General features: G+C 59.9%; 16 protein-coding genes. 7 read left to right on the top strand and 9 right to left on the bottom strand.

Going from position 1 to position 19720, the window contains the following annotated elements; translation table 11 throughout:
* The first annotated feature begins 363 nt into the window (after positions 1–363).
* On the top strand, positions 364–912 hold the full coding sequence (locus tag HMPREF2894_RS09170) for a DUF6609 family protein (protein ID WP_070677638.1): 549 nt from the start codon (positions 364–366) through the stop codon (positions 910–912).
* A 76-nt stretch (positions 913–988) separates the two neighbouring features.
* On the opposite strand, the gene HMPREF2894_RS01330 is transcribed toward HMPREF2894_RS09170, so the two are convergent.
* Complete coding sequence (locus HMPREF2894_RS01330) at positions 989–2398, bottom strand: chloride channel protein (RefSeq protein WP_070677521.1); 1410 nt, start codon at positions 2396–2398, stop codon at positions 989–991.
* Positions 2399–2750: 352 nt separating this feature from the next.
* Between HMPREF2894_RS01330 and proC the strand changes: the two genes are divergently transcribed.
* Positions 2751–3596, top strand: coding sequence for a pyrroline-5-carboxylate reductase (gene proC / locus HMPREF2894_RS01335; protein WP_070677522.1), 846 nt, complete (start codon positions 2751–2753; stop codon positions 3594–3596).
* A gap of 169 nt (positions 3597–3765) precedes the next feature.
* Here the strand turns inward: proC and HMPREF2894_RS01340 are convergent, their stop codons facing one another.
* The gene (locus HMPREF2894_RS01340) at positions 3766–4428 is read right to left on the bottom strand and encodes a potassium channel family protein (protein ID WP_005504725.1); all 663 of its coding nucleotides are present in this window, start codon (positions 4426–4428) and stop codon (positions 3766–3768) included.
* Positions 4421–6046: a TrkH family potassium uptake protein gene (locus HMPREF2894_RS01345; RefSeq protein WP_070677524.1), complete on the bottom strand. Its 1626-nt coding sequence runs from the start codon at positions 6044–6046 to the stop codon at positions 4421–4423. Before HMPREF2894_RS01345 ends, HMPREF2894_RS01340 begins: the two co-directional genes overlap by 8 nt.
* A 410-nt stretch (positions 6047–6456) precedes the next feature.
* Here HMPREF2894_RS01345 and HMPREF2894_RS01350 point away from each other — a divergent pair, with 410 nt between their 5' ends.
* From HMPREF2894_RS01350 to HMPREF2894_RS01360, 4 genes are all read left to right on the top strand, one after another.
* A complete protein-coding gene (locus tag HMPREF2894_RS01350) occupies positions 6457–7893 on the top strand; it encodes an ArsR/SmtB family transcription factor (RefSeq protein ID WP_070677526.1) in 1437 nt (478 codons plus the stop codon).
* 92 nt (positions 7894–7985) lie between these two features.
* Complete coding sequence (locus HMPREF2894_RS01355; protein ID WP_070677528.1) at positions 7986–10016, top strand: FCD domain-containing protein; 2031 nt, start codon at positions 7986–7988, stop codon at positions 10014–10016.
* A 263-nt stretch (positions 10017–10279) separates the two neighbouring features.
* Positions 10280–10378, top strand: coding sequence for a 30S ribosomal protein bS22 (locus tag HMPREF2894_RS08895; RefSeq protein ID WP_005504750.1), 99 nt, complete (start codon positions 10280–10282; stop codon positions 10376–10378).
* A gap of 189 nt (positions 10379–10567) precedes the next feature.
* Positions 10568–11257: a histidine phosphatase family protein gene (locus tag HMPREF2894_RS01360; RefSeq protein WP_070604042.1), complete on the top strand. Its 690-nt coding sequence runs from the start codon at positions 10568–10570 to the stop codon at positions 11255–11257.
* Between the two features lie 134 nt (positions 11258–11391).
* On the opposite strand, the gene HMPREF2894_RS01365 is transcribed toward HMPREF2894_RS01360, so the two are convergent.
* From HMPREF2894_RS01365 to gluQRS, 6 genes are all read right to left on the bottom strand, one after another.
* Positions 11392–11805: a PLD nuclease N-terminal domain-containing protein gene (locus tag HMPREF2894_RS01365; protein WP_049351880.1), complete on the bottom strand. Its 414-nt coding sequence runs from the start codon at positions 11803–11805 to the stop codon at positions 11392–11394.
* 115 nt (positions 11806–11920) lie between these two features.
* Complete coding sequence (locus HMPREF2894_RS01370) at positions 11921–12835, bottom strand: 1,4-dihydroxy-2-naphthoate polyprenyltransferase (RefSeq protein WP_005504756.1); 915 nt, start codon at positions 12833–12835, stop codon at positions 11921–11923.
* 109 nt (positions 12836–12944) lie between these two features.
* Entirely contained in the window at positions 12945–14294 is a 1350-nt protein-coding gene (locus HMPREF2894_RS01375) for an AMP-binding protein (protein ID WP_070677530.1), read from the bottom strand.
* A 170-nt stretch (positions 14295–14464) separates the two neighbouring features.
* The gene (locus HMPREF2894_RS01380; RefSeq protein ID WP_049341035.1) at positions 14465–15418 is read right to left on the bottom strand and encodes a 1,4-dihydroxy-2-naphthoyl-CoA synthase; all 954 of its coding nucleotides are present in this window, start codon (positions 15416–15418) and stop codon (positions 14465–14467) included.
* Between the two features lie 206 nt (positions 15419–15624).
* A complete protein-coding gene (putP, locus tag HMPREF2894_RS01385; RefSeq protein ID WP_049341036.1) occupies positions 15625–17112 on the bottom strand; it encodes a sodium/proline symporter PutP in 1488 nt (495 codons plus the stop codon).
* Positions 17113–17493: 381 nt separating this feature from the next.
* Positions 17494–18522: a tRNA glutamyl-Q(34) synthetase GluQRS gene (gluQRS, locus tag HMPREF2894_RS01390; RefSeq protein ID WP_070677532.1), complete on the bottom strand. Its 1029-nt coding sequence runs from the start codon at positions 18520–18522 to the stop codon at positions 17494–17496.
* 288 nt (positions 18523–18810) lie between these two features.
* On the opposite strand from gluQRS, the gene HMPREF2894_RS01395 reads away from it, so the two are divergent.
* Positions 18811–19719, top strand: a complete 909-nt coding sequence (locus HMPREF2894_RS01395; protein ID WP_070593770.1) for an MBL fold metallo-hydrolase — start codon at positions 18811–18813, stop codon at positions 19717–19719.
* Position 19720 lies beyond the last annotated feature (1 nt).

Raw genomic sequence — 19720 nt, forward strand, 5'->3', positions numbered from 1 at the left:
AAATCCGTAACCCATGACCGAATCTCCGGCTGTGCCAGGTAGGTGAGAGCTGGTTATTGGGTTATGCCTTGCCTTTTCGTCGATAGGTTAGTGTCTTCACTGCGGGTTAAAGACTCGCGGCGAAGACACTAACCTATCGAAAACCTCTGTCTAAAAAGCAGGCGGCCCCGGACGCACACGCATCCGGGGCCGCCTCTTTCGCTTTTTTGACGAATTCTCTATTGCCATTTTGATATAATCATAGGAGATGTAATTAATAGTCAGAAGGGCTGGATTATATTGATATATTGCAGAATTTTTTCATATTAAAATTTAGTGACGTAACAAGAGAAGTGACTCTATGAGATGCTATTGGAGGTATCGATGACTTTTCTAAACTATATCAAAGATGAAAAGTTAGAATTTAACTATAAGAGGGCCTGCGGTCTGTGGCTAATTGTGGTGGCGGCAGTTATAGCAATAGCTACCTTGGTTGGAGGAAAGCAAATAATAAACATGCAAGTATTCAGCATTGGCTACGTTATTAGCTTTTTCTCGATCAACATGAATAAAAAGGTGTTGAATAGACTATCCGACGGTCCTTCAAGTGAATTTCAAAAGAAAGTATCTTCACGTGCCGTTATTCTATTATTTGTCTTGATGATTTTGCTGGGCGGCCCATTCTTCGCAACTGAAAATTGGAGGCTGATTTGGCTGGGAGCGCTGATGGCAACCGCACTGCATTTCTTCCCGTACTATTTTGTGCATGGAAAGTCAATGATATACCTGGGTCTTATCTGTGCCATTAACGTGTTTGCGGGATATATTTTTACCAACATCCCGTTAGAGGTAATTGCATATATCGACGCGGCGATTAAGCTCATCTTCGGAATCTATCTGCTATTCCTTTCAAAGCCGTCAAAACAAAAGTAAGGCAATTCTTCGGCACGGCAAAACAGAGCGGCCCCGGATGCACACACGCATCCGGGGCCGCCCCTATTTCTGAAAGCTACTTCTTAGTGCCGAACGCCCTCATCCACGCCCAGCGCGTCAGCACCGCCGTGCCCACCGCAACCGCCATCGGCAGCCACGCACTCGCACCCTGACCCGTAAAACCAATCAACAGAGTCAGCGCAGACAGCGGCGCATTCATCGACACGCCCAAAAACGCCGCCGTACCCGTCAACGCCGCCGCATACAACACCATCGACGCGCCACCCGGCACCCCGCCCAAACCCGGGAACGCCCACAGCACCAGCGCCGCCACACAAAACGCAGCCGCCGCACCCAACGCCAAACCCGGCGTCAACGTACCGCCATAAGAACCGAAACGCAGACTCAGCAGCACCACGGCAGCCTTCGCAACAGCCAACGCCAACACGTACCCCACCGCTGCCGCGGTCAAACCGCCCGCCGCCGTATCCAACGACACATTAAACGTGTGCTGAGTCAGCAGACGACCATTACCCAGAATCTCCGGAAGCCACAACGAAACCACCGCGACCAGCGCAAACGCCACAGGAATACGCCACAGAAGAGAACGATCCTTCGCCTTCAACTTCTCCGCACGCTGCGACAACGCCCTAAAACCCAACGCCAACGGAGTCAACACCACACCCGTCAGCGCCGCCACCGTCAGCGTCGTCGCATCCAACGGAAGCTGCGGCACCGGGTACGTCGGCTCATTGACGATCACCAGATTCGCCGTGACCGTAGCCGTCCACACCGTCACCGCACCCACATACAGCGACCGCAGGCTCAAACCAACAGCCATCGCCTCCACAAGGTACACCAGGCCACCAATCGGCACCTGATACACCGCCGCCAAACCAGACGCCGCACCCGCCGCCACCAGCAGACTACGCTCACGAACACCCAACAGCGCGGCACCGTCAGCGCCCACAAAACCAAGACGCTCCAGCAGATTCGAGGTACGGCCAGCCGCCAAAGCACCCAGCTCACGAGGCGCGACCTCCTTACCCACAGGAGAGCCCGCACCCACCGCAACAATCTGAATCACCGAATGCGAAATCTGCCGCCACAGCGACGGGGTGCGGTCCTCCTCGGTAGCACCGGCAATCTGCGACTTCACGCCGACCACACGCCGCCCACCGGACTGCAGGTAGTACCACACCAGCGCCACAAACGGGCCCAGCGCCGCCAAAACCAGGGCACGACGCGCCGGATCGGCGCCGTCAGTCACCATTGGGTGATGCCCCTCAGACTGACCGAAAGTTAGCTCCTGCATAAAGTCCAGAACATAATGCAGAGCAATCGCGCCCAAGCCGCTGAACACGCCCGTGACCAGCGCGGCAAGGGTCAGCCCCAGCAGGAGGCGAAACGAAAAAGAACGGAAACCCGCAGGATTCTGCGGGCTATTCGGGAAAGAATTCGAGGAAGAACCAGTATGAGAAGACATAGAAAAAGGGGTTTGTGTGTTGCGTGCTGTGTGGTGTTGGAGGCTTCATGCCCGGCACAAACTGCCGCGGGTGAAGCTGTTTTCATTCTACACCCGCAGAATTACGCTCTCCCCGGCATGCCAGAACGTGAGAAGCGGAACCCTGCGCATTGGGTCGCGGAGCCTGAGGTGAAGCTGCCGCCCCAGAAAACGCGGAAGAAACAGAGCCAGGTCACATGCCCGTAGCCGCACCCGCTATGCTGGAAGGGTACGCCTCCACGCGCCCGCCGCGCACCGAACAGTAGCCCCCGGAATACACCGGCGGCACGCCTGCCGGCACCCGGCGCAGGCACCCCATTAGGAAGGATCAACGATGACCGCAACTATCGCTTTTCTCGGCACCGGCTCCATGAACGGCTCCATCGCCGCAGGTCTGCTCGCTGCAGGCCACGACCCCGCCCACATCCGCGCTACCGTGCGTAGCGAAGAATCTCGCGCCGCCCTCGCCCAGCGCCTCGGCGACAAGGTAGAAATCATCACCACCGGCGGCGAAGCTGACGGCAACCACAAGGCAACCGCCCACGCAGACGTCGTTCTGCTCGGCGTGAAGCCCTACGGCATCGTTGAGCTTGCCCGCGATATCGCACCCGCACTCGCACCGAACGCTGTTGTGGTGTCCGTTGCTGCTGGCGTGACCCTCGAAACCCTCGCCGAGTGCCTTCCCGCAGGTCAGCCCATTGTTCGCTGTATGCCGAACACCCCCTCTTCCGTGGGCAAGGGCGTGCTCGCCATCTCCACCACCGACACCGTGAAGGACGAGCAGAAGAAGCTCGTCGAAGAGGTCTTGGGCACCGTCGGCTTGGTTGTTGAGGTCCGCGAAGATCAGATGGACGCGGTCACCGCCGTCTCCGGTTCCGGCCCGGCATACGCGTTCCTGCTTGCGGAGGCGATGGCAGCCGCCGGTGAGAAGCTCGGCCTGGACGCAGACACCGCCCTCAAGCTTGCCAGCGCAACCGTTGCCGGTGCGGGCTTCCTGCTCGACGCCAACCCGGATGCGCCCGCCCTGCGCCGCGCCGTGACCAGCCCGAACGGCACCACCGAGCGTGCACTGAACACCTTCGTGGACGGTGGCCTCTTCCAGCTGACCGAGGACGCGATGCGCGCCTGTGCGGCACGTTCGGCGGAAATGAGCCAGCTGTACACCGCTGACGAGGACTAATCAGCGGGAATTACTAGCGGGGACTAACACCGTCCGGTACCATTCCTCTGACTGGGTAAAACTACAGAAAAACAGCCTCCTCCCGGCAGAACGGGAAGAGGCTGTTTTTCTATGTCTCATCGCGGGCTACTCAAACGCGGGCTCCTCAAGGCAGCGAGGAAAAATACGCTTAGGGGCGCGCCGCGAAACGCTCAATCAAATCCACCTGACCGGACACGATCAGAATGTCGCGCGAGTGAATGCGGGTAGTCGCGTCCGCGTAGGTGAAGTCCTCACCGGGGGACTTAATACCAACCACGGACACGCCGTACTTGGAGCGGATATCCGACTCGGCGAGGGTGAAGCCGTGGGTTTCCTTCGGTGGGCGCATCTTCGCAATCGCGAAGTCGTCATCAAACTCAATGTAGTCCAGCAGTCGACCCGAGACGAGGTGCGCGGCGCGGCGGCCAGCGTCCGCCTCCGGGTAGACCACGTGGTGCGCGCCAATACGCTCCAGAATCTTGCCGTGCGCGGGGGTAATAGCCTTCGCCCAGATACGCTCCACACCAATGTCCACGAGGTTCGCGGTAATCAGCACGGACGCCTCCACGGAGGTGCCCACGCCCACCACGGCGGAACCGAAATCGTCCGCACCCAACTGATGCAGGGTGTCGATATCGGTCGCATCGGCGGAGACCACGTGCGTCAGCACGCCGGACCACTTCTGCACCAGCTCGGGGTCCTTCTCGATGGCGAGAACCTCTTTATTCTGCAGGCGCAACTGGGCAGCCACAGCCGAACCGAAGCGTCCCAGGCCGATGACGAGGACGGGGGCGTTATGTGCACTAGCCAATGGTGGGCCTTTCTTCGGGGAACTTGTAGAGGCGGCGGTGTGAACGCATCGCCAGGCCGGTTGCGGCGGTTGTTGTACCCACACGACCAATGAGCATGAGCACACTGAGCACGTACACGCCTGCCGGAGGTAGGCTCGCGGAGAGGCCGTTTGAGAGGCCGCAGGTCGCGAAGGCAGAGATGACCTCGAAGATGACTTCTTTGAGATCTGCGCCGCTAATGATGAGAATCGATGCGGTGCCAACACCTACCACGGTAGCACCCATAACGATCACAGAGATGGCAATGCGCAGAGAGGATTCGGGGATGGTGCGATTGAACGCTACGACCTTCTGGTCACCTCGCGCCTCGGCAAGAATCGATAGGGCAATCACGGCGATGGTGGTGACCTTCACGCCGCCTGCGGTCGAGCCGGAGCCGCCACCAATGAACATGAGCGTATCCGTCAGCAGCGTGGAGACGGGGGTAATGCTGCTCATGTCGACCAGATTGAAGCCGCCCGAACGCATCATGACGGAGGCAAAGATGGCGTTCAGAACCTTGTCGCCTGCGGAGTAGTCGCCGATGGTGGCGGGGTTGTTCCACTCGAAGAGACCCCAGAAGAACGCGCCAAAAGCAAAGAAAAACAGGGTCGTCACGGTGGTCAGCTTCGCGGTGAGCGACCAGTGGCGGGGGCGGAAAGGGTGATGCTGAATCGCAATGAAAACAGGGAAACCGAGCGAGCCCAAGAACACGGCAATGCAGATGGGCACGAGCAGGAAAAGGTCATGACCGTAAGGCACGATGCCGTCGGAGTGCGGGGTGAAGCCTGCATTGTTGAAGGCTGAGATGGAGTAGAAAATGCTGTGCCAGATCGCCTGGAACGGGTCTTCGCCGAGGGTCAGGAAACGAGGAATCAGCACAAGCGCAATGATTGCCTCGATGGAGAATGAAGCATAGGAGACGCTCTTGATGATGCCACCGACCTCGCCAAGACGGCTGATGTTCAGGTCTTCCTGTGCGATGAGTTTGGTGCGCAGACCCATCTTACGGCCGATAGCCAGCGCCAGCAGGGAGGTAATGGTCAGAGTACCCAAACCACCGACCTGACAAGCCACAAGAATCATTGCCTGACCGAAGGTGGACCACTGCTCGGCGGTGGAGACGGTAGTCAGGCCGGTCACGGTCACCGCGCTGGTAGAGGTAAAAAATGCGTGGTGGAAAGGCGCGGGCTGCCCATCATTGGAGGAGATGGGCAGTAGCAAGGTGAGCGTAAAGAAGATGATGACCAGCAGAAACGCAGTGATTGCGGTGCGCGAAGGCGAGGCAAGAACGGTCACGTCAATAAAGTCACGGAACCGTTCGAGGGTCTGCAGATTGAACCCCATGGGGGCGCGCTTACGCTGAACCTCGGAGGTTTCGCTCACGTGGTCGCGTAGGGTGAGCAGACGATCGAGGTCAATACCGGGCACGCTCGTGAGGATGCTAAGGTTTTCGGCCTCGAGGCGGTCGCGTCGGCTACGGTGAACCTGCTGCTTTTGAGGTACGGATGTGGTGCCGCTGAGGGTGTCCCAGCGGCGGTTGAGCTGACCCTGGGGGTGGTGGTGTCGGCGCCGGGTGCGGCGGATGATGCGTCCCATGCGCCTCCTTCAGCTGGTCTGGGTGTTGGTGTGTTGGGTGGCGGATATGTGCCTGTTTTGACGCCTTCTAGTGTATCGCGCCGGGTGCCTACTGAGGGGGTTGAGGCTCTGGTGGTTTGGGGGTAAATATGTGAGCTTGGAGAAGGCGTGCGGTTGGTTTTGTGGGTGGAACCACGAAAACTATATATTCTGAATTAGCTATATAAGTATTGAGGGTCTGGGTGGCTCGCATATGCCTAGGATGAGATACAGGAAATCTCCACGAGATGTGATAGGCACTTCATGCTTTTCTCCCCTTCAGTGCTTCATATTGAGGTAGCATTCAGCGGTCTTTCAGAATTTTTGAAGGTAATTTCCGTATCAGCCTCATTCTAAGCTTGAGGCGTCACTTTATATGTCATAATCGCTATATGCATTCTGATGTTTTTTCTGTCATCGCGGATCCGACTCGCCGCCGAATTGTGCGTATTCTCGCTGAGCAAACCCACACGGTGGGTGCAGTGGTTGAAAAGCTGGGCATGAGCCAGCCGACCATTTCGAAGCACCTGAAAGTCCTTCGCGATGCAGATGTGGTCTCCGTGACCGTGGAGGGGCAGCGTCGCCTCTACTCCCTGAACCCGGATGTATTCGCCACTGTGACCGAGTGGATTAACGAGACCGTTCAGATTGCGCGCCAGTCCAATGAGGCGCACGTACCCGTGGCACTGCCCGGTGGCGTGACTGCATCTGCCTCCGACAAGACGATGGCTGAGAGGATTGCAGCTGAGAACGCAGTCGAGAAGGCTGGGCAGAAGCCGGTCGAGAAGACCTCTGAAAAGAGCGCTCAGAAGCCCGCAGCCGAAGAACCCGCTCAGAAGCTTGCACCCGCTGCAACTGCGCCGGCTGCATCCGAGAAGAACGCAACCGCGGAGAAGACCGAGGCGACCGACTCTGAGACTTTCGTCGTTGAGGCGCCCACCCCCGAGGAAATCGAGCAGGCTCGCATTCAGCGCGCCCGCGCACAGCACCTGACCCCCAGCGTGCGCATTTACTCGCGCCCGGCGGAGCATGCTGCTGATAGTGCCGCTTCCGAACCTGTCACTGAGAAGGCAGGAGCTGCTGAGCCCACCTCGCAGGAAGAGGTAGCGGATAGCACCCCGATGCGCCCCTTCACTCCCGCATCCTACGGTTACGATGCTGGGGTGACCCCCGCGGCGTCGGCATCCCCCGCTCAGCCCGCTACCCCTGCGGCACCTGCTGAGGTGAAGCCCGCTGAGACCGCCAAGACCACTGAGGCTAAGCCTGTCGTAGCGCATAAGCCGGTGGTATTCCCTCAGCCTGCGGCTGTGGTGTCTTATGGTACCGACCCCGCTGCGGTTGTGGGTGGTTCGATTCAGCCTATCGCTGTAATCCCCGAGGCTGTTGTGCTTGAAAAGGTCGCCGACGAAAAGGTTGCTGTTGAGAAGCCTGTTGCAACCGCTGAATCTGTCACGGAAGAAACAACCGGCAAGGAATTTGCAGCTGAGGAATCTGCATCTGAGGATTCTGCAGCTGAAAAGTCTGTGATTGAGAAGAACGTAGTGGATGAAGCCGCGGCAGAAGAGCCGGTGAAGGCTGAATCTGCTGAGGAAGTAGCTTCGCCCGCAGAAGCTACTGAAAAGGATGAGCTCGCTAAGGGCGAGCCTGCTAATGATGAGCTCGCTGAGGGTGAGCCTACTAAGGCTGAAACCTCCGCTGAGGAGCCCGAGTATCAGACTATGCCCGCCTACGATTCTGTGTACCGCCCCAACGCTGAGACGACCAACACCGAGGCGAAGGACAACCACCGTGGTGGCCTCTTCGGCTTCCTGCGTGGCCGCCGCCGCTAAGGCACGCCCTGACTCTCTGCCGTTCAACCTCCGGCACAACTCTGTATAAAACACACACTCTCACTCACTTTTTGACCGAAAGACGCATTCACGTGGCTATTCATCGTAAAATTCTGCGCTGGCTCGAGAACGAACTGTTCGAGGGCAACATTCAGCTGGGTCAGGACCTGCCCAGCGATAGCGAAATTGCGCGCGCTATTGGTGTGAGTCGTTCCCGCACCCGCGAGGCTCTACGCACCCTGGAAGATATGGATTTGGTGCAGCTGTACAACGGCCGCGGCAAGGAAATGCTGGTGCACCTGAGCGATGAGCCTGCCGCTGCCGCCAGCGCTGCTCTGCGCCTGCACATGTCCAGCTCGCGTTACCCGACTCGTGACCTGGTGCAGACCCGTATTCTGCTGGAAAGCTGGGCGATTGCGCGTATTGACCCGAAGACCACCTCCTTCGCGGAGATGGACGAGGTCCTGGAGCAGATGGAAGATTTCGACCTGTCGATTCGTGATTTCCTCGAGCTTCTGCTGACTTTCCACCACCAGGTGATGCGTTGCGCCGGTAATGAGCTGCTGGTGGGTCTGCTCGCGTCGGTGCGTCAGCCGAGCTTTGAGTCGATGCTGTCGCTGGTGGGCCGTATGCCGCTGTGGAGTAGCGCTGTGGAGCGTCTGCGTGCTGAGAGCCGCGCTATTGCGGAGGCGCTGAAGGCTGGCGATTCGGCGACGGCTCGTGCCATGGTGATTGGTCAGCTGCGCGGCATGTATTCCGATGCCGGTATTGACCTGGAGCAGGAAGCGACCTCTGCGAACGGTCTGCCGGGTGAGCCGATTGCTTCTGAGTTCGCGCCGGTTGATGTGGATGAGTTTGCCGCTGATGACTTTGATGATTTGATGCAGGATGACCCGTCCTTCGCTGATGTGGGGGCACTTCCTGCTGCGGATGCTCCTGTTGCGGCGCCGGTTGAGCCGGTTCAGGTTCCTGCTCCGGTTTCTGCTGCGGTGTCTGCGCAGTCTGAACCCGAGGTTGCCCACGGTGATGAGGCGGGGTCTGAGATTTCCTTCGGGCTGACTGATACCTCTGCTGATACTACAACTGGTGCGGATATTTCTGCTTCTGACAAGGCAGAACGTACGATTCCCGCTGCGTCTCAGCCCGCACCTGTTGCGGCTTCCGCAACCCCCGCACAGCCTGCCGCTCATTCTGCGAGCCCGGATGTGCCGCTGAGCTTCGGCACCCCGCGCCGCAGCGCCCCGGTAGCGCAGGCTGCACCCGCCTCCCAGGCTCTCAGCTCGCAGACTCCCAGCGGTCATCTGCCGAGCGTCCCTGCCGCGTACGCGCAGGAAGAGGCTGAGGGTCCCGCGAAGGTTCTGCGTGCTTCTACGGCGGCTCCGCGTCGTCGTAGCGGCCAGATTATTTCTCCGGTGCGTGCGACCATTATTAAGCCGGTGGATCGTAGCAAGGTGCTGACTGCGCCTGCCCGTACCGTGCATCCTGCGGCTGTTGTGACTGCTGCGGCTCCTGCGGAGACTGAGTCGGCTGAGAATGTTCTGCGTGCCCCTGCACGCCAGGAGGCGCCCGCCGTTCAGCCTGCTGAGCCTACCCGTCTTGAGGCGGCTGCGACCATTCACGACACCTACGAGAAGCTTCCGCATGAGGAGCCGGTGCAGGAGCGCGGCGGCATCTTCTCGAAGATGAAGCGTTTCTTCGGCGTGGATGTGTACGAGCCTGATGAAGCGCAGGAGAGCCCTGAGAAGGAACAGGCTGTGAAGGAGCAGGCTCTGAAGGCTGAAACGAAGTCCGAGCCCCAGCATGAGCTCCAGCCTGAGCCCCAGCCCGTCATTGATGAGGAGGCGCTGGCTCGTGCCGAGGCTGAGCGCGCTGAGCGTTTGAAGGCGTTGCACGCGGCAGCGGAGGAAGAATCCGCAGCGGAAAGCTCTGCTGAGAAGGCTTCTGTAGAAGAGCCGGTTGAAGAACCCGCTGAGGACCCCGCGCAGGAATCGGCTGAGGAGCCGGTAGAGGCCGACTCCCAGACTGAGGAGAGCACTTCTGAGGGTGCTGTAGCTTCTTCCGGTTCGGTATTGTCTCATGGCCGCGCTAAGGGCTCGAAGAAGTCGAAGAAGAAGCGCCGTTAGGGCTGCCGAATCCCCGGTTTCACCCGGAAATACCCTCGATAAGCCTGCGGGAGAAGCGGAAATTCAGGGGAAAACTCCTGAAAAGCCGCTCTCGAATGGTGAAAATGGGGGTAAACCTAGTACTCTAGGTAGGTAGCGCTCTAAAACGCAAGGGTATTTCTGTGCCTAAAATGCGTTTTGGATCGGTTATACCGGTATAAATATCCCCGGGTAGCTACCGAGTCGAATGGCTCGGCCGGGTACGAGTAAAGTGAGGAAATCCTATGGGTTCCGTTATCAAGAAGCGCCGCAAGCGTATGTCCAAGAAGAAGCACCGCAAGCTGCTTCGTAAGACCCGCCACCAGCGCCGCAACAAGAAGTAAATAGACTTCTTTTGCCCCGCCTTCCGTATGGAGAGGCGGGGTTTTTGCGTTTCTGCAGTTTTTGCGTTCCTACAGTTTTTGCGGGCCGGGTTTTGTACGCCAGGTTTTGTACGCCGGGTTTTGTATTTGTAGAGGGTATGTGCGGGTCACTTGTTTGGGGTGCGGCGCGCTATCTGAGAGACTGGGATTATGACTGAAACTTCCACCATTAAAGTTCACCTCATGCGTCACGGCGAGGTGCACAACCCCGAGCGTATCGTGTACGGCCGTCTGCCCGGCTACCGTCTGTCCGATAAGGGCCAGCAGATGGTGCGTCTGAGCGCCGAGGAGTTCGCGGCTCGTGCTGAGCGCGGTGCCCGTTTCGTGCATCTGGTCTGCTCGCCGTTGCAGCGTACCCGTGAGTCTGCCGCCCCGGTTGAGGAACTGCTGGGCCTGACCGCGCAGCCGGATGAGCGCGTCATTGAGGCGGATAACTACTTTGAGGGTCTGCACGTGAACGCGCAGGAGCTGCTGAGGAACCCGCGTCACTGGATGAAGCTGTACAACCCGGCGCGCCCCTCCTGGGGTGAGTCGTACCTGGACCAGATTCGCCGTATGGCGGCGGCTGTTCAGGATGCGGCGCGTACCGCCTATGAGCACGGCGGCGAGGGCGCGGAGGCGATTATTGTGTCGCACCAGCTGCCGATTTGGACTACTCGCCTGGGAGTTGAGGGCCGCATGCTGCAGCATGACCCGCGTGCCCGTGAGTGCAACCTGGCGTCGATTACGACTCTGGCGTTTAGCACCACTGATTTTGAGCATGAGATGCCGCATTTTGTGGGGTATTCGGAGCCTGCGGCGCCGCTGTACGGTGGCGTGATTCAGCTGCCCGGTAGCTGAAACATCCGGTAGCTAGTTCCTGAAGCTGTTTTTGAGCATAGTAAGAGGCTGTGAGCCCATCCGTTACGGATGCGCTCACAGCCTCTTACTGTAAATCTTGAGGGGCGCACGAGCTGCAAACCTAGCTGTCCTGACTAGTTCTGCCCGTTACCCTGATTCGGCGTGCCGTCCTCGGGATCCTTACGCTCAGAATCCTGTTTGTCGTTCGATTCTGCCTCGCGGCTGCGGCGTTCGCGTTCTGCTTTTGCTTTGAGCCAGCGCAGGTACTCTTCGTCGTCGTCGGGGGAAGAGACCGAGGGCGCCGGGGTGCCGCGTCGCTGACCGAATCCGGGGCGAGGAGCACCTGCTGCGGGCTGTGCCTTGGGGCGGCCCAGGATAAGCCACATGAGCGGGCCCACCACGGGGAAGAGCAGGGTGACGAGAACCCACAGCCACTTGGGCAGGGTTCGCGCCTCGTGTGCGGGGGTGCGGACGGCGTCCAAGAGGGTGTAGAGGGTCAGCCCCACGATGAGGGCGGCGCCGCCAATTATCAGCATGGCTCGAATCATAAGCACTACTATGACATACCGCCGCGTTATTGCGGAACTGTGAACCGGGTGCCCGCCAACGGCGTAATGGCGCGGCAATCCGGTGCAGATTTGTACGTCGGCTTAGTAGCCGGTCTTAGTAGCCGGTGAACACCTGAACTTCGTGGCTAATAATATCCAGCGAGCCCAGCCACACGGCGAGGGCAAGAATAACCGAGTACACGAGTGCCACAATACCCGCCTGCTTGAGCACGGGAATCAGGTCGCGGCCGCCGCGCGTCCACACGGTCACGCAGGAGTGGATGGTCGGGCCGACCAGCAGGAAGATCAGCAGGAACCAGGGGTTCTCATCGAGCAGGAGCACGCCCAGGCCCAGTGCCAGCGCCATCTCCACGATGTAGGTGATGCGCGACCAGCGTTCGCCCAGGCGGACCGCCATGGTCAGCTTGCCCGCCTCAATGTCGGTGGGAATGTCACGTACGTTATTCGCCATGAGCAGCGCACAGGAAATCAGACCAATGCCGATAGCGCCGACCCAGCCGAGCAGGGTCAGGGTGTGCGCCTGCGTGTAGAGGGTGCCCAGGGTCGCAACCAGACCAAAGTAGACGAAGACGAACACGTCGCCCAGGCCCATGTAGCCGTAGGGGTGCTTGCCGCCGGTGTAGCCCCACGCCGCGAAGACGCTGGAGGCGCCAATCGCCAGGAACCACCACTGGTTCGCCAGAGCCACCAGGGCAAGACCGGCAAGCATCGCTAGACCGAAGCAGGCGAAGGCGGCGTACTTGACGGAGCGGGGGCTTGCCACGCCGGAACCGACGAGGCGTAGCGGACCCACGCGGTCTTCGTCGGTGCCTTTGATGCCGTCGGAGTAGTCGTTGGCGTAGTTCACGCCGACCTGCAGGAAGAACGCGACGAGGAACGCCAAGAACGCGTAGAGCGGCTTGAATTCGTTGATCTCGTAGGCGGCAGCTGAGCCGGCAATAATGGGGGCAACGGCGAGCGGCAGGGTGCGCAGGCGAGCGCCTTCAATCCATTGGGCGGCAGTTGCCACGGGGGTTCCTTCCGGGTCTAAGTGCGTATGATGCGTGGGTTTTGTGTGTGACGGTCAGGGCGGGCGGGCGGGTGCGTGTACGGGGTGAAAACCCGCGGATGAGCCTGCTTTAGCCCTGACGGTAGTCTCTGTCCAGGATACTGTATATTTCTGCGCGGTCCGGCTTGCCGGTGCTGGTGAGCGGGAAATCCGGCAGGATGCTCAGCTGCTTGGGTGCGGCGGGGGCACCGAGCTTTTCGGCGCAGCGGGCACGCAGCAGGGCGCAGAGTTCTTCGTTCAGGGCGGGGCGATTCTCGGTAGGCGCAGCCGTAGCACCGGCAGAAGGTACGAGCGTGACCGCGGCGGCAATGGCTGTGCCCCAGCGGGCATCGGGTAGGCCGACTACGCAGGCTTCGCGTACGGCGGGGTGCTCTTCGAGGACGGTTGCCACGGCGCGGGCGGAGATTTTTACGCCTCCGCTGATGAGCACGTCGTCGCTACGACCGAGCACCTGCAGGCGCTGCTCGCTACAGTTCTCGTTGCTGTTGGGAGCTGCTGCAGGGCTCAGCAGCCCGTAGTCGTCGGTGCGGTACCAGCGGGTGCCGTCGGCGGCGGTGAAGAAGTGCTCGGCGGTGCGGGCGGCGTCGCCAATGTAGCCGCTGGCGAGGTGCGCACCGCTAATCCAAATACGGCCCACCTGTGCCTGCTTCCCGCCGGTATCCGGCACAGCGGGCATACCTTCTTCGGGTACGAGCTCAACCCGCACGCCGGGCAGAACAGAGCCGGAGTAGACACAGCCGCCGGCGGTTTCGGCGCTACCGTAGGTGGTCACCGTGTTCAGCCCCAGGGCGGTGGAGGCGGCGAGCAGGCCGGCGCTGGCGGGGGCGCCTCCAAGCAGGATGCCAGTGAAGGATCCGAGCGCCTCGTGAATTTCAGCGCCCAGGTGCGGATCGGCGTCCGCGCTTTCGAGCAGCTTATGGAGCTGGGTGGGTACCAGGGAGATAAACCGGCGTGCCGAGCTCATGTGCTCAACCGCCTGCAGGAAAACTTCGGGGCTAAAGTGCACGGGCTCAATGACAGAGCGGGCAATGACCGGGGCGGTACCGGCGAGTACGGAGCGGGCGAGTACCTGCGCGCCGGCAATATAGTGCGCCGGAAGAGCCAGGAGCCACTGCGAGGCGGCATCGGAGTTTGAGCCGAAGAAGCGCTCGGTGGCTACCGCACTGGCGGCAAGAGCTCGCGCGGTCAGCGCGGTGCGTTTGGGGGTTCCGGTGGATCCGGAGGTGCCCACCACCAGCGCGATAGGCTCCGCAGCCGCACCCGCATCCGCCGCGTACCCGCCCAGTAGTTGCTCAAAGGCGCCCAGCATGGCGTGAGGGTCGGCGGGCTGATCGGCACGCACCTGTACCGCCTGCGGATGCAGGGCAACCTCCTGCGGGGCGGGGGAGGGCATGAGCCCGGGTACGGGGGTGTTCATCATGGCTAAATCCTTAGCGGCTGTTTGTAGCGGCTGCGTGCTGTCATGCGCCGGTGTCATATGCCGGTGCGGCATCAAATGCGCCGGAGCCGGATTCTTAGCTGAGGTTCTCAGGGTTGAATCCGGCTCCGAGCCTATGCATCTGAAACTACTTCTGTAGAAGGGGCTGTCTCTTAGAAGTAGTAGGGGTAGTTGGACCAGTCCGGGTCACGCTTCTGCAAGAACGCGTCGCGGCCCTCCACAGCCTCGTCGGTCATGTATGCCATGCGGGTTGCCTCACCAGCGAAGACCTGCTGGCCGAGCATGCCGTCGTCGGGCAGGTTGAAGGCGTACTTGAGCATGCGGATTGCCTGCGGGGACTGGCGAGCAATGTGCGCCGCGTATTCCAGGCCCTTGTTCTCGAGCTCTGCGTGGGGAACGACGTCGTTGACTGCGCCCATTTCGTACATGCGCTGTGCGTCGTATTCCTTGGCGAGGAAGAAGATTTCGCGGGCGAACTTCTGACCCACCTGGCGTGCGAGCAGCGCCGAACCGTAGCCTGCGTCGAAGGAGCCGACGGTTGCGTCGGTCTGCTTGAACTTGCCGTACTCTTCGGAGGCGATGGTCAGGTCAGCAACTACGTGCAGGGAGTGGCCGCCGCCTGCAGCCCAGCCGGAGACGAGGGCGATAACGACCTTGGGCATGGTGCGGATGAGGCGCTGCACTTCCAGGATGTGCAGTCGGCCTGCGCGTGCCGGGTCGATGCTTTCTGCGGTGTCGCCGCTGGCGTAGTGGTAGCCGTCGCGACCGCGGATGCGCTGGTCGCCGCCGGAGCAGAATGCCCAGCCACCGTCCTTGGGGGAGGGGCCGTTGCCGGTGAGCAGTACGGTGCCCACGTTAGAGGTCATGCGGGCGTGGTCGAGGGCGCGGTAGAGCTCGTCCACGGTGTGCGGGCGGAATGCGTTGCGCACCTCGGGGCGGTCGAAGGCGATGCGCACGGTAGGCAGATCGCGCAGAATCTCACCGTTTTCGTCGCGCTCAACCTGGCGGTGGTAGGTGATGTCGGTGAAGTCCTCGAAGCCCTCAACGACGCGCCAGTCGGCGGGGTTGAAGATGTCCGAGATCTTTTCGGGAAGTTGTGCAGTCATAGACCCTATTTTACGGTGCCCGCGGTGCGGCTCGTCGAGGCCGGGGAACGAAGCACGCTCGGCATAATATTCCAATAACAGAATATGATGCGCGGGAAGGGCCTCTGTCCTTGCGCTCATACCTGTATCTTGGCAGGTTAAGACCCTATAAACAGACCAAGGCTCGGACCGCGTGTGTGCGGCCCGAGCCTTGGGGAAGAGACTCTTTACTTGACCTTGGCGAGCTCAACCGCGCGGTCGAACTCTTCGTCAATGGCGTCGTTCTTCTTGTAGGTCATGAGCGAAACCACGATGGCGACAAGCAGCGCCGAAGCGAAGCCGGGAACCATTTCGTAGAGCACAGACTTCATGGGGCTCTGGCCCCATGCGAATGCCACAACGGCGCCGGTAATCATGGAGGCCAGTGCACCCTGGGTGGTCAGCTTACGCCAGTAGAGGGAGAGCAGAACGGTCGGGCCGAATGCCGAACCGAAGCCAGCCCAAGCGAATGCGACCAGCTGCAGAATGGAGCTGTTGGGGTTCCATGCCAGGGCACCGGCGACCAGCGCCACGATTGCCACGCCTGCACGGCCGAGCCACAGGGACTTGCCGGCGCTGAGCTTCTTCGAGGAGAAGATGCCGTAGAGGTCCTCCACCAGAGCGGAGGAGCACACAATCAGCTGCGAGGAGAGGGTGGACATAATTGCCGCCAGAACCGCAGCCAGAATTAGGCCCGCAATGAGGGGGTGGAACAGAATCTGGGCGAGGTCCAGGAAGACCGACTCAGCGGTTTCCGGGTTGGTGAGGGACGCCTCGGGGTGGCGTGCAAAGTATGCGATACCCATGAACGCGCCGCTCAGTGCGCCGAACACGGTCAGGACCATCCAGCTGATGCCGATGCGGCGGCCGGACTTGGCGTCAGCGGGGGTGCGCATTGCCATGAATCGCACAATAATGTGCGGCTGACCGAAGTAGCCCAGACCCCATGCGAGGGATGAAACAATACCGGCGAAGGTGGTACCCGCGAAGATGCTCAGTGCGTCGGGGCGTACCTGGCTGATGGACTCAACCACGGGGCCCACGCCGCCGAGGTCAATGATGGTGACGACCGGAACGGCAATCAGTGCTGCGAGCATGAGCAGACCCTGAACCATGTCGGTGTAGGACGCGCCCATGAAGCCGCCGAAGAAGGTGTAGAACACGGTAATGCCTGCCAACAGGAGCATACCGGTGTGGTATTCCTGACCGAAGGAGGACTTGAAGAACAGACCGCCGGACACCATACCGGAGGAGACGTAGAAGGTGAAGAATACCAGAATCACGACACCGGAGACGATGCGCAGCACGCGCTTGGTGTCATGGAGGCGGTTGCTCAGGAAGACTGGGACGGTCACTGCGTCGCCTGCTACTTCGGTGTAGCTACGCAGTCGCGGTGCCACGAACGTCCAGTTGCACCATGCGCCGATGGTCAGGCCGACGGCGAGCCATGCCTGGGAGAGGCCGCTGAGGTAGACGGCGCCGGGCAGACCCATGAGGAGCCAACCGGACATGTCGGAGGCGCCCGCTGAGAGTGCGGCGACGGTGGGGGAGAGCTGACGCCCGCCCAGCACATAGTCGTCGAGGCTGTTGTTCTTGCTATTTGCCCATAGGCCGATTGCGATCATGGCAACAAAATAAATCGCCAGCGCGATGACCTGGTATGTACTCGCGGCCATAATGTTCCTTCTCTCCTGGTGGTAGTGTGCGCCTGTGTGTATTTATGCGCTACCCCATAACTTTATGAGTGGCATAGGATACAGTCTAGGCTTTGAAGGACTGAAAATAAAGTCTATTTGACGCTTAGGGGTGAGGATCTATGGAATAAATATGTATTTTCTGTGTAAAATCCATGGTCGTACACGTGGGTCATTGTGGGAGCGTGTGCGAAAAAGTGCCCGAAAAATCCTTGAATTTCAGGGTTTCGGGCACTTGAGTGAAAGATATGTAGTTGAAAAGCAACGCAAACGCTCAATGGCATATGCATCTAAAACGAATTAAACGAAAAATTTAAAAGCCGTTCGGAGTGTTGAACTGTTACACGACAATGTCACAGAGGCTTAGAGATCCCTCACAACCCATGGTTCAGTAGCCATACGAGCCGGATCAAAACGCTCCAAAATCGCTGCCGCATTGGGCACCGGAACATCCGCCGAATGGGTGGAGCCATCGGCGTTATACACCGGAATAGATGCGGCAATCCACCCCAAAATCGTAGGGATTTCAACGCCCGCCTCACGCAACTGCGGCAGAGTCACCGCACCGTCACGCTTCGCCAGGCGCTTGCCCTCCTCGTTCAGCGCCAGCGGCACATGCGCGTAACGCGGCTGCGTCAAACCCAAAAGCTGCGCCAAATACGACTGGCGGGGCGCCGAAGGGAGCAGATCATCACCGCGCACAATCTGCTCAACCCCCACAAACGCATCATCCACCACGGAGGTCAGGTTGTAGGCGTAGGTTCCGTCATTGCGCACCAGCACAAAATCATCCACCAGGCCGGTGTATGCGCCGTAAAAATCATCCTGCACGGTGTAGCTCGCGCACTCGGCGCGCAGGCGCAGAGCCGGCGGACGCTGGGTGCGGCGCTCCTCCCGCTGGTCCTCGCTTAGGTCGCGGCAAGTACCCGGGTAGGCGCCCGGTGCACCGTGCGGGGCGCTTGAGGCCTCCTGAATTTCGCGGCGAGTACAGAAACACTCGTAGACGAGTCCCGCCTCGCGTAGCTGTTGAACCGCCTGCTCATAGGCGGCAAGGCGCGTGCTCTGATACAGTACGCCTGCTTCCTTGCCCTCGGTGCTTTCGCTACCCTCAATACGCTCTGCCGAGGCGCCGGGGCTCGCCTCCCAATCCAAACCCAGAGCCGCCAAATCAGCAATCTGACGCTCCGCAGCACCCGGGCGCACGCGATCCAAATCCTCCACACGCAAATAGAAGGACTTGCCACCGCGGCGCGCCATAGCCCATGCCAAAATGGCGGTACGCAAATTACCCAGGTGCAAATCACCCGAGGGGGAGGGGGCGTAGCGTCCGGTGCCGCTGGGGAACGGCTGAGTTACAGGCTGAGCAGAGGAAGGGCTAGAGGAAGAAGTCATACTCCTATCCTATAGGGCGCGAATTTCTGGTTCCTGCTCAGATTCCCACGGGCTCCTCACTGACTGCTCACTGGCTCCTAACCGGCGCTGGACTAGCAGGAGGAACGCGCTACCCTCCTAATCAATCTGTGGAGGTTGTCAAGCATCACGTATCAGCTGTCCGTAGAGGCTGAATTATGCAGAATGATGCACTTTCATCCCCTTAGAAGCGTGCAATAGTGCAAAAATATGTTCTCCAGAAGCCCGAATAGCCCCTCAGTCGCCAAAAATTACAGTAGGGTTGTATCTATGGCTCGTACTATTGAACTCGCAGACGGCGTGTACCGTATTGCGACCGACAACTACCGACTGAACACCGGACTGGTCCTCGGACTGGAACGGGCACTTGTCGTGGATACCGGCGCAGGTCCCCGTCAGGCAACCGAAATCTATGATGAGGTTCGCCGTCTCACGCGCCTTCCTATCACCGTCGTAAACACTCACGGTCACTATGAGCGTTTCTTCGGCAACGATGTTTTCGCGGCAATGGGTACCGAAGAATTCTGGGCGCATCCTCGCGCCGCGCGTGCAATCCGTAAATACGGTGAGGCGCAGCGTCCCTATGTCGAGACGCTGGAACCGGAAATGGCGCACCACCAGGGTGCAGCCACCGATATTATTGTCCCCAACCGCCTGGTCGCCAATAGCGGTGACGGTATTACCTTTACCCCCATTGACCTGGGTGAGCGTAGCGCAACCCTCATGTACATGGGTCCCGGCCACACCGACGGTGACATTCTGGTCGGCATTGAAGATGTGCTCTTCATGGGCGGTCTGATTGAAGAGGGTACCGACCCCTACTTCGAGGATTCCTTCCCGGATCGCTGGATTGATACTCTCGGTGCCGTGCTCGAATTTGATCGCTACCGCGTGTATGTGCCCGGTAACGGTGAGCCGGTGGACCGCACCTTCGTGGAGCGTGAGCGTAACACCATGGTGACCGCTATTGAGTCGATTCGTTCCTCCACTCTGGACCGTGAGGATGAAGCAACTACCGCGGCAATGTATAAGCTGCCGTATGCGCCGGGTGCGACTCGCTTCCTGCTGGATCGATTGGCTCAGCTGGAGAATGCACCGGTGGCGGCGTACCTCGAAGCGGATCACCCGGATACCAGTGGTTTCACGGGTCCGATTACTCTGGGTCAGGCTTCGTACTAAA

Source organism: Rothia sp. HMSC066G02, from assembly GCF_001813145.1.
Classification (GTDB): Bacteria; Actinomycetota; Actinomycetes; order Actinomycetales; family Micrococcaceae; genus Rothia.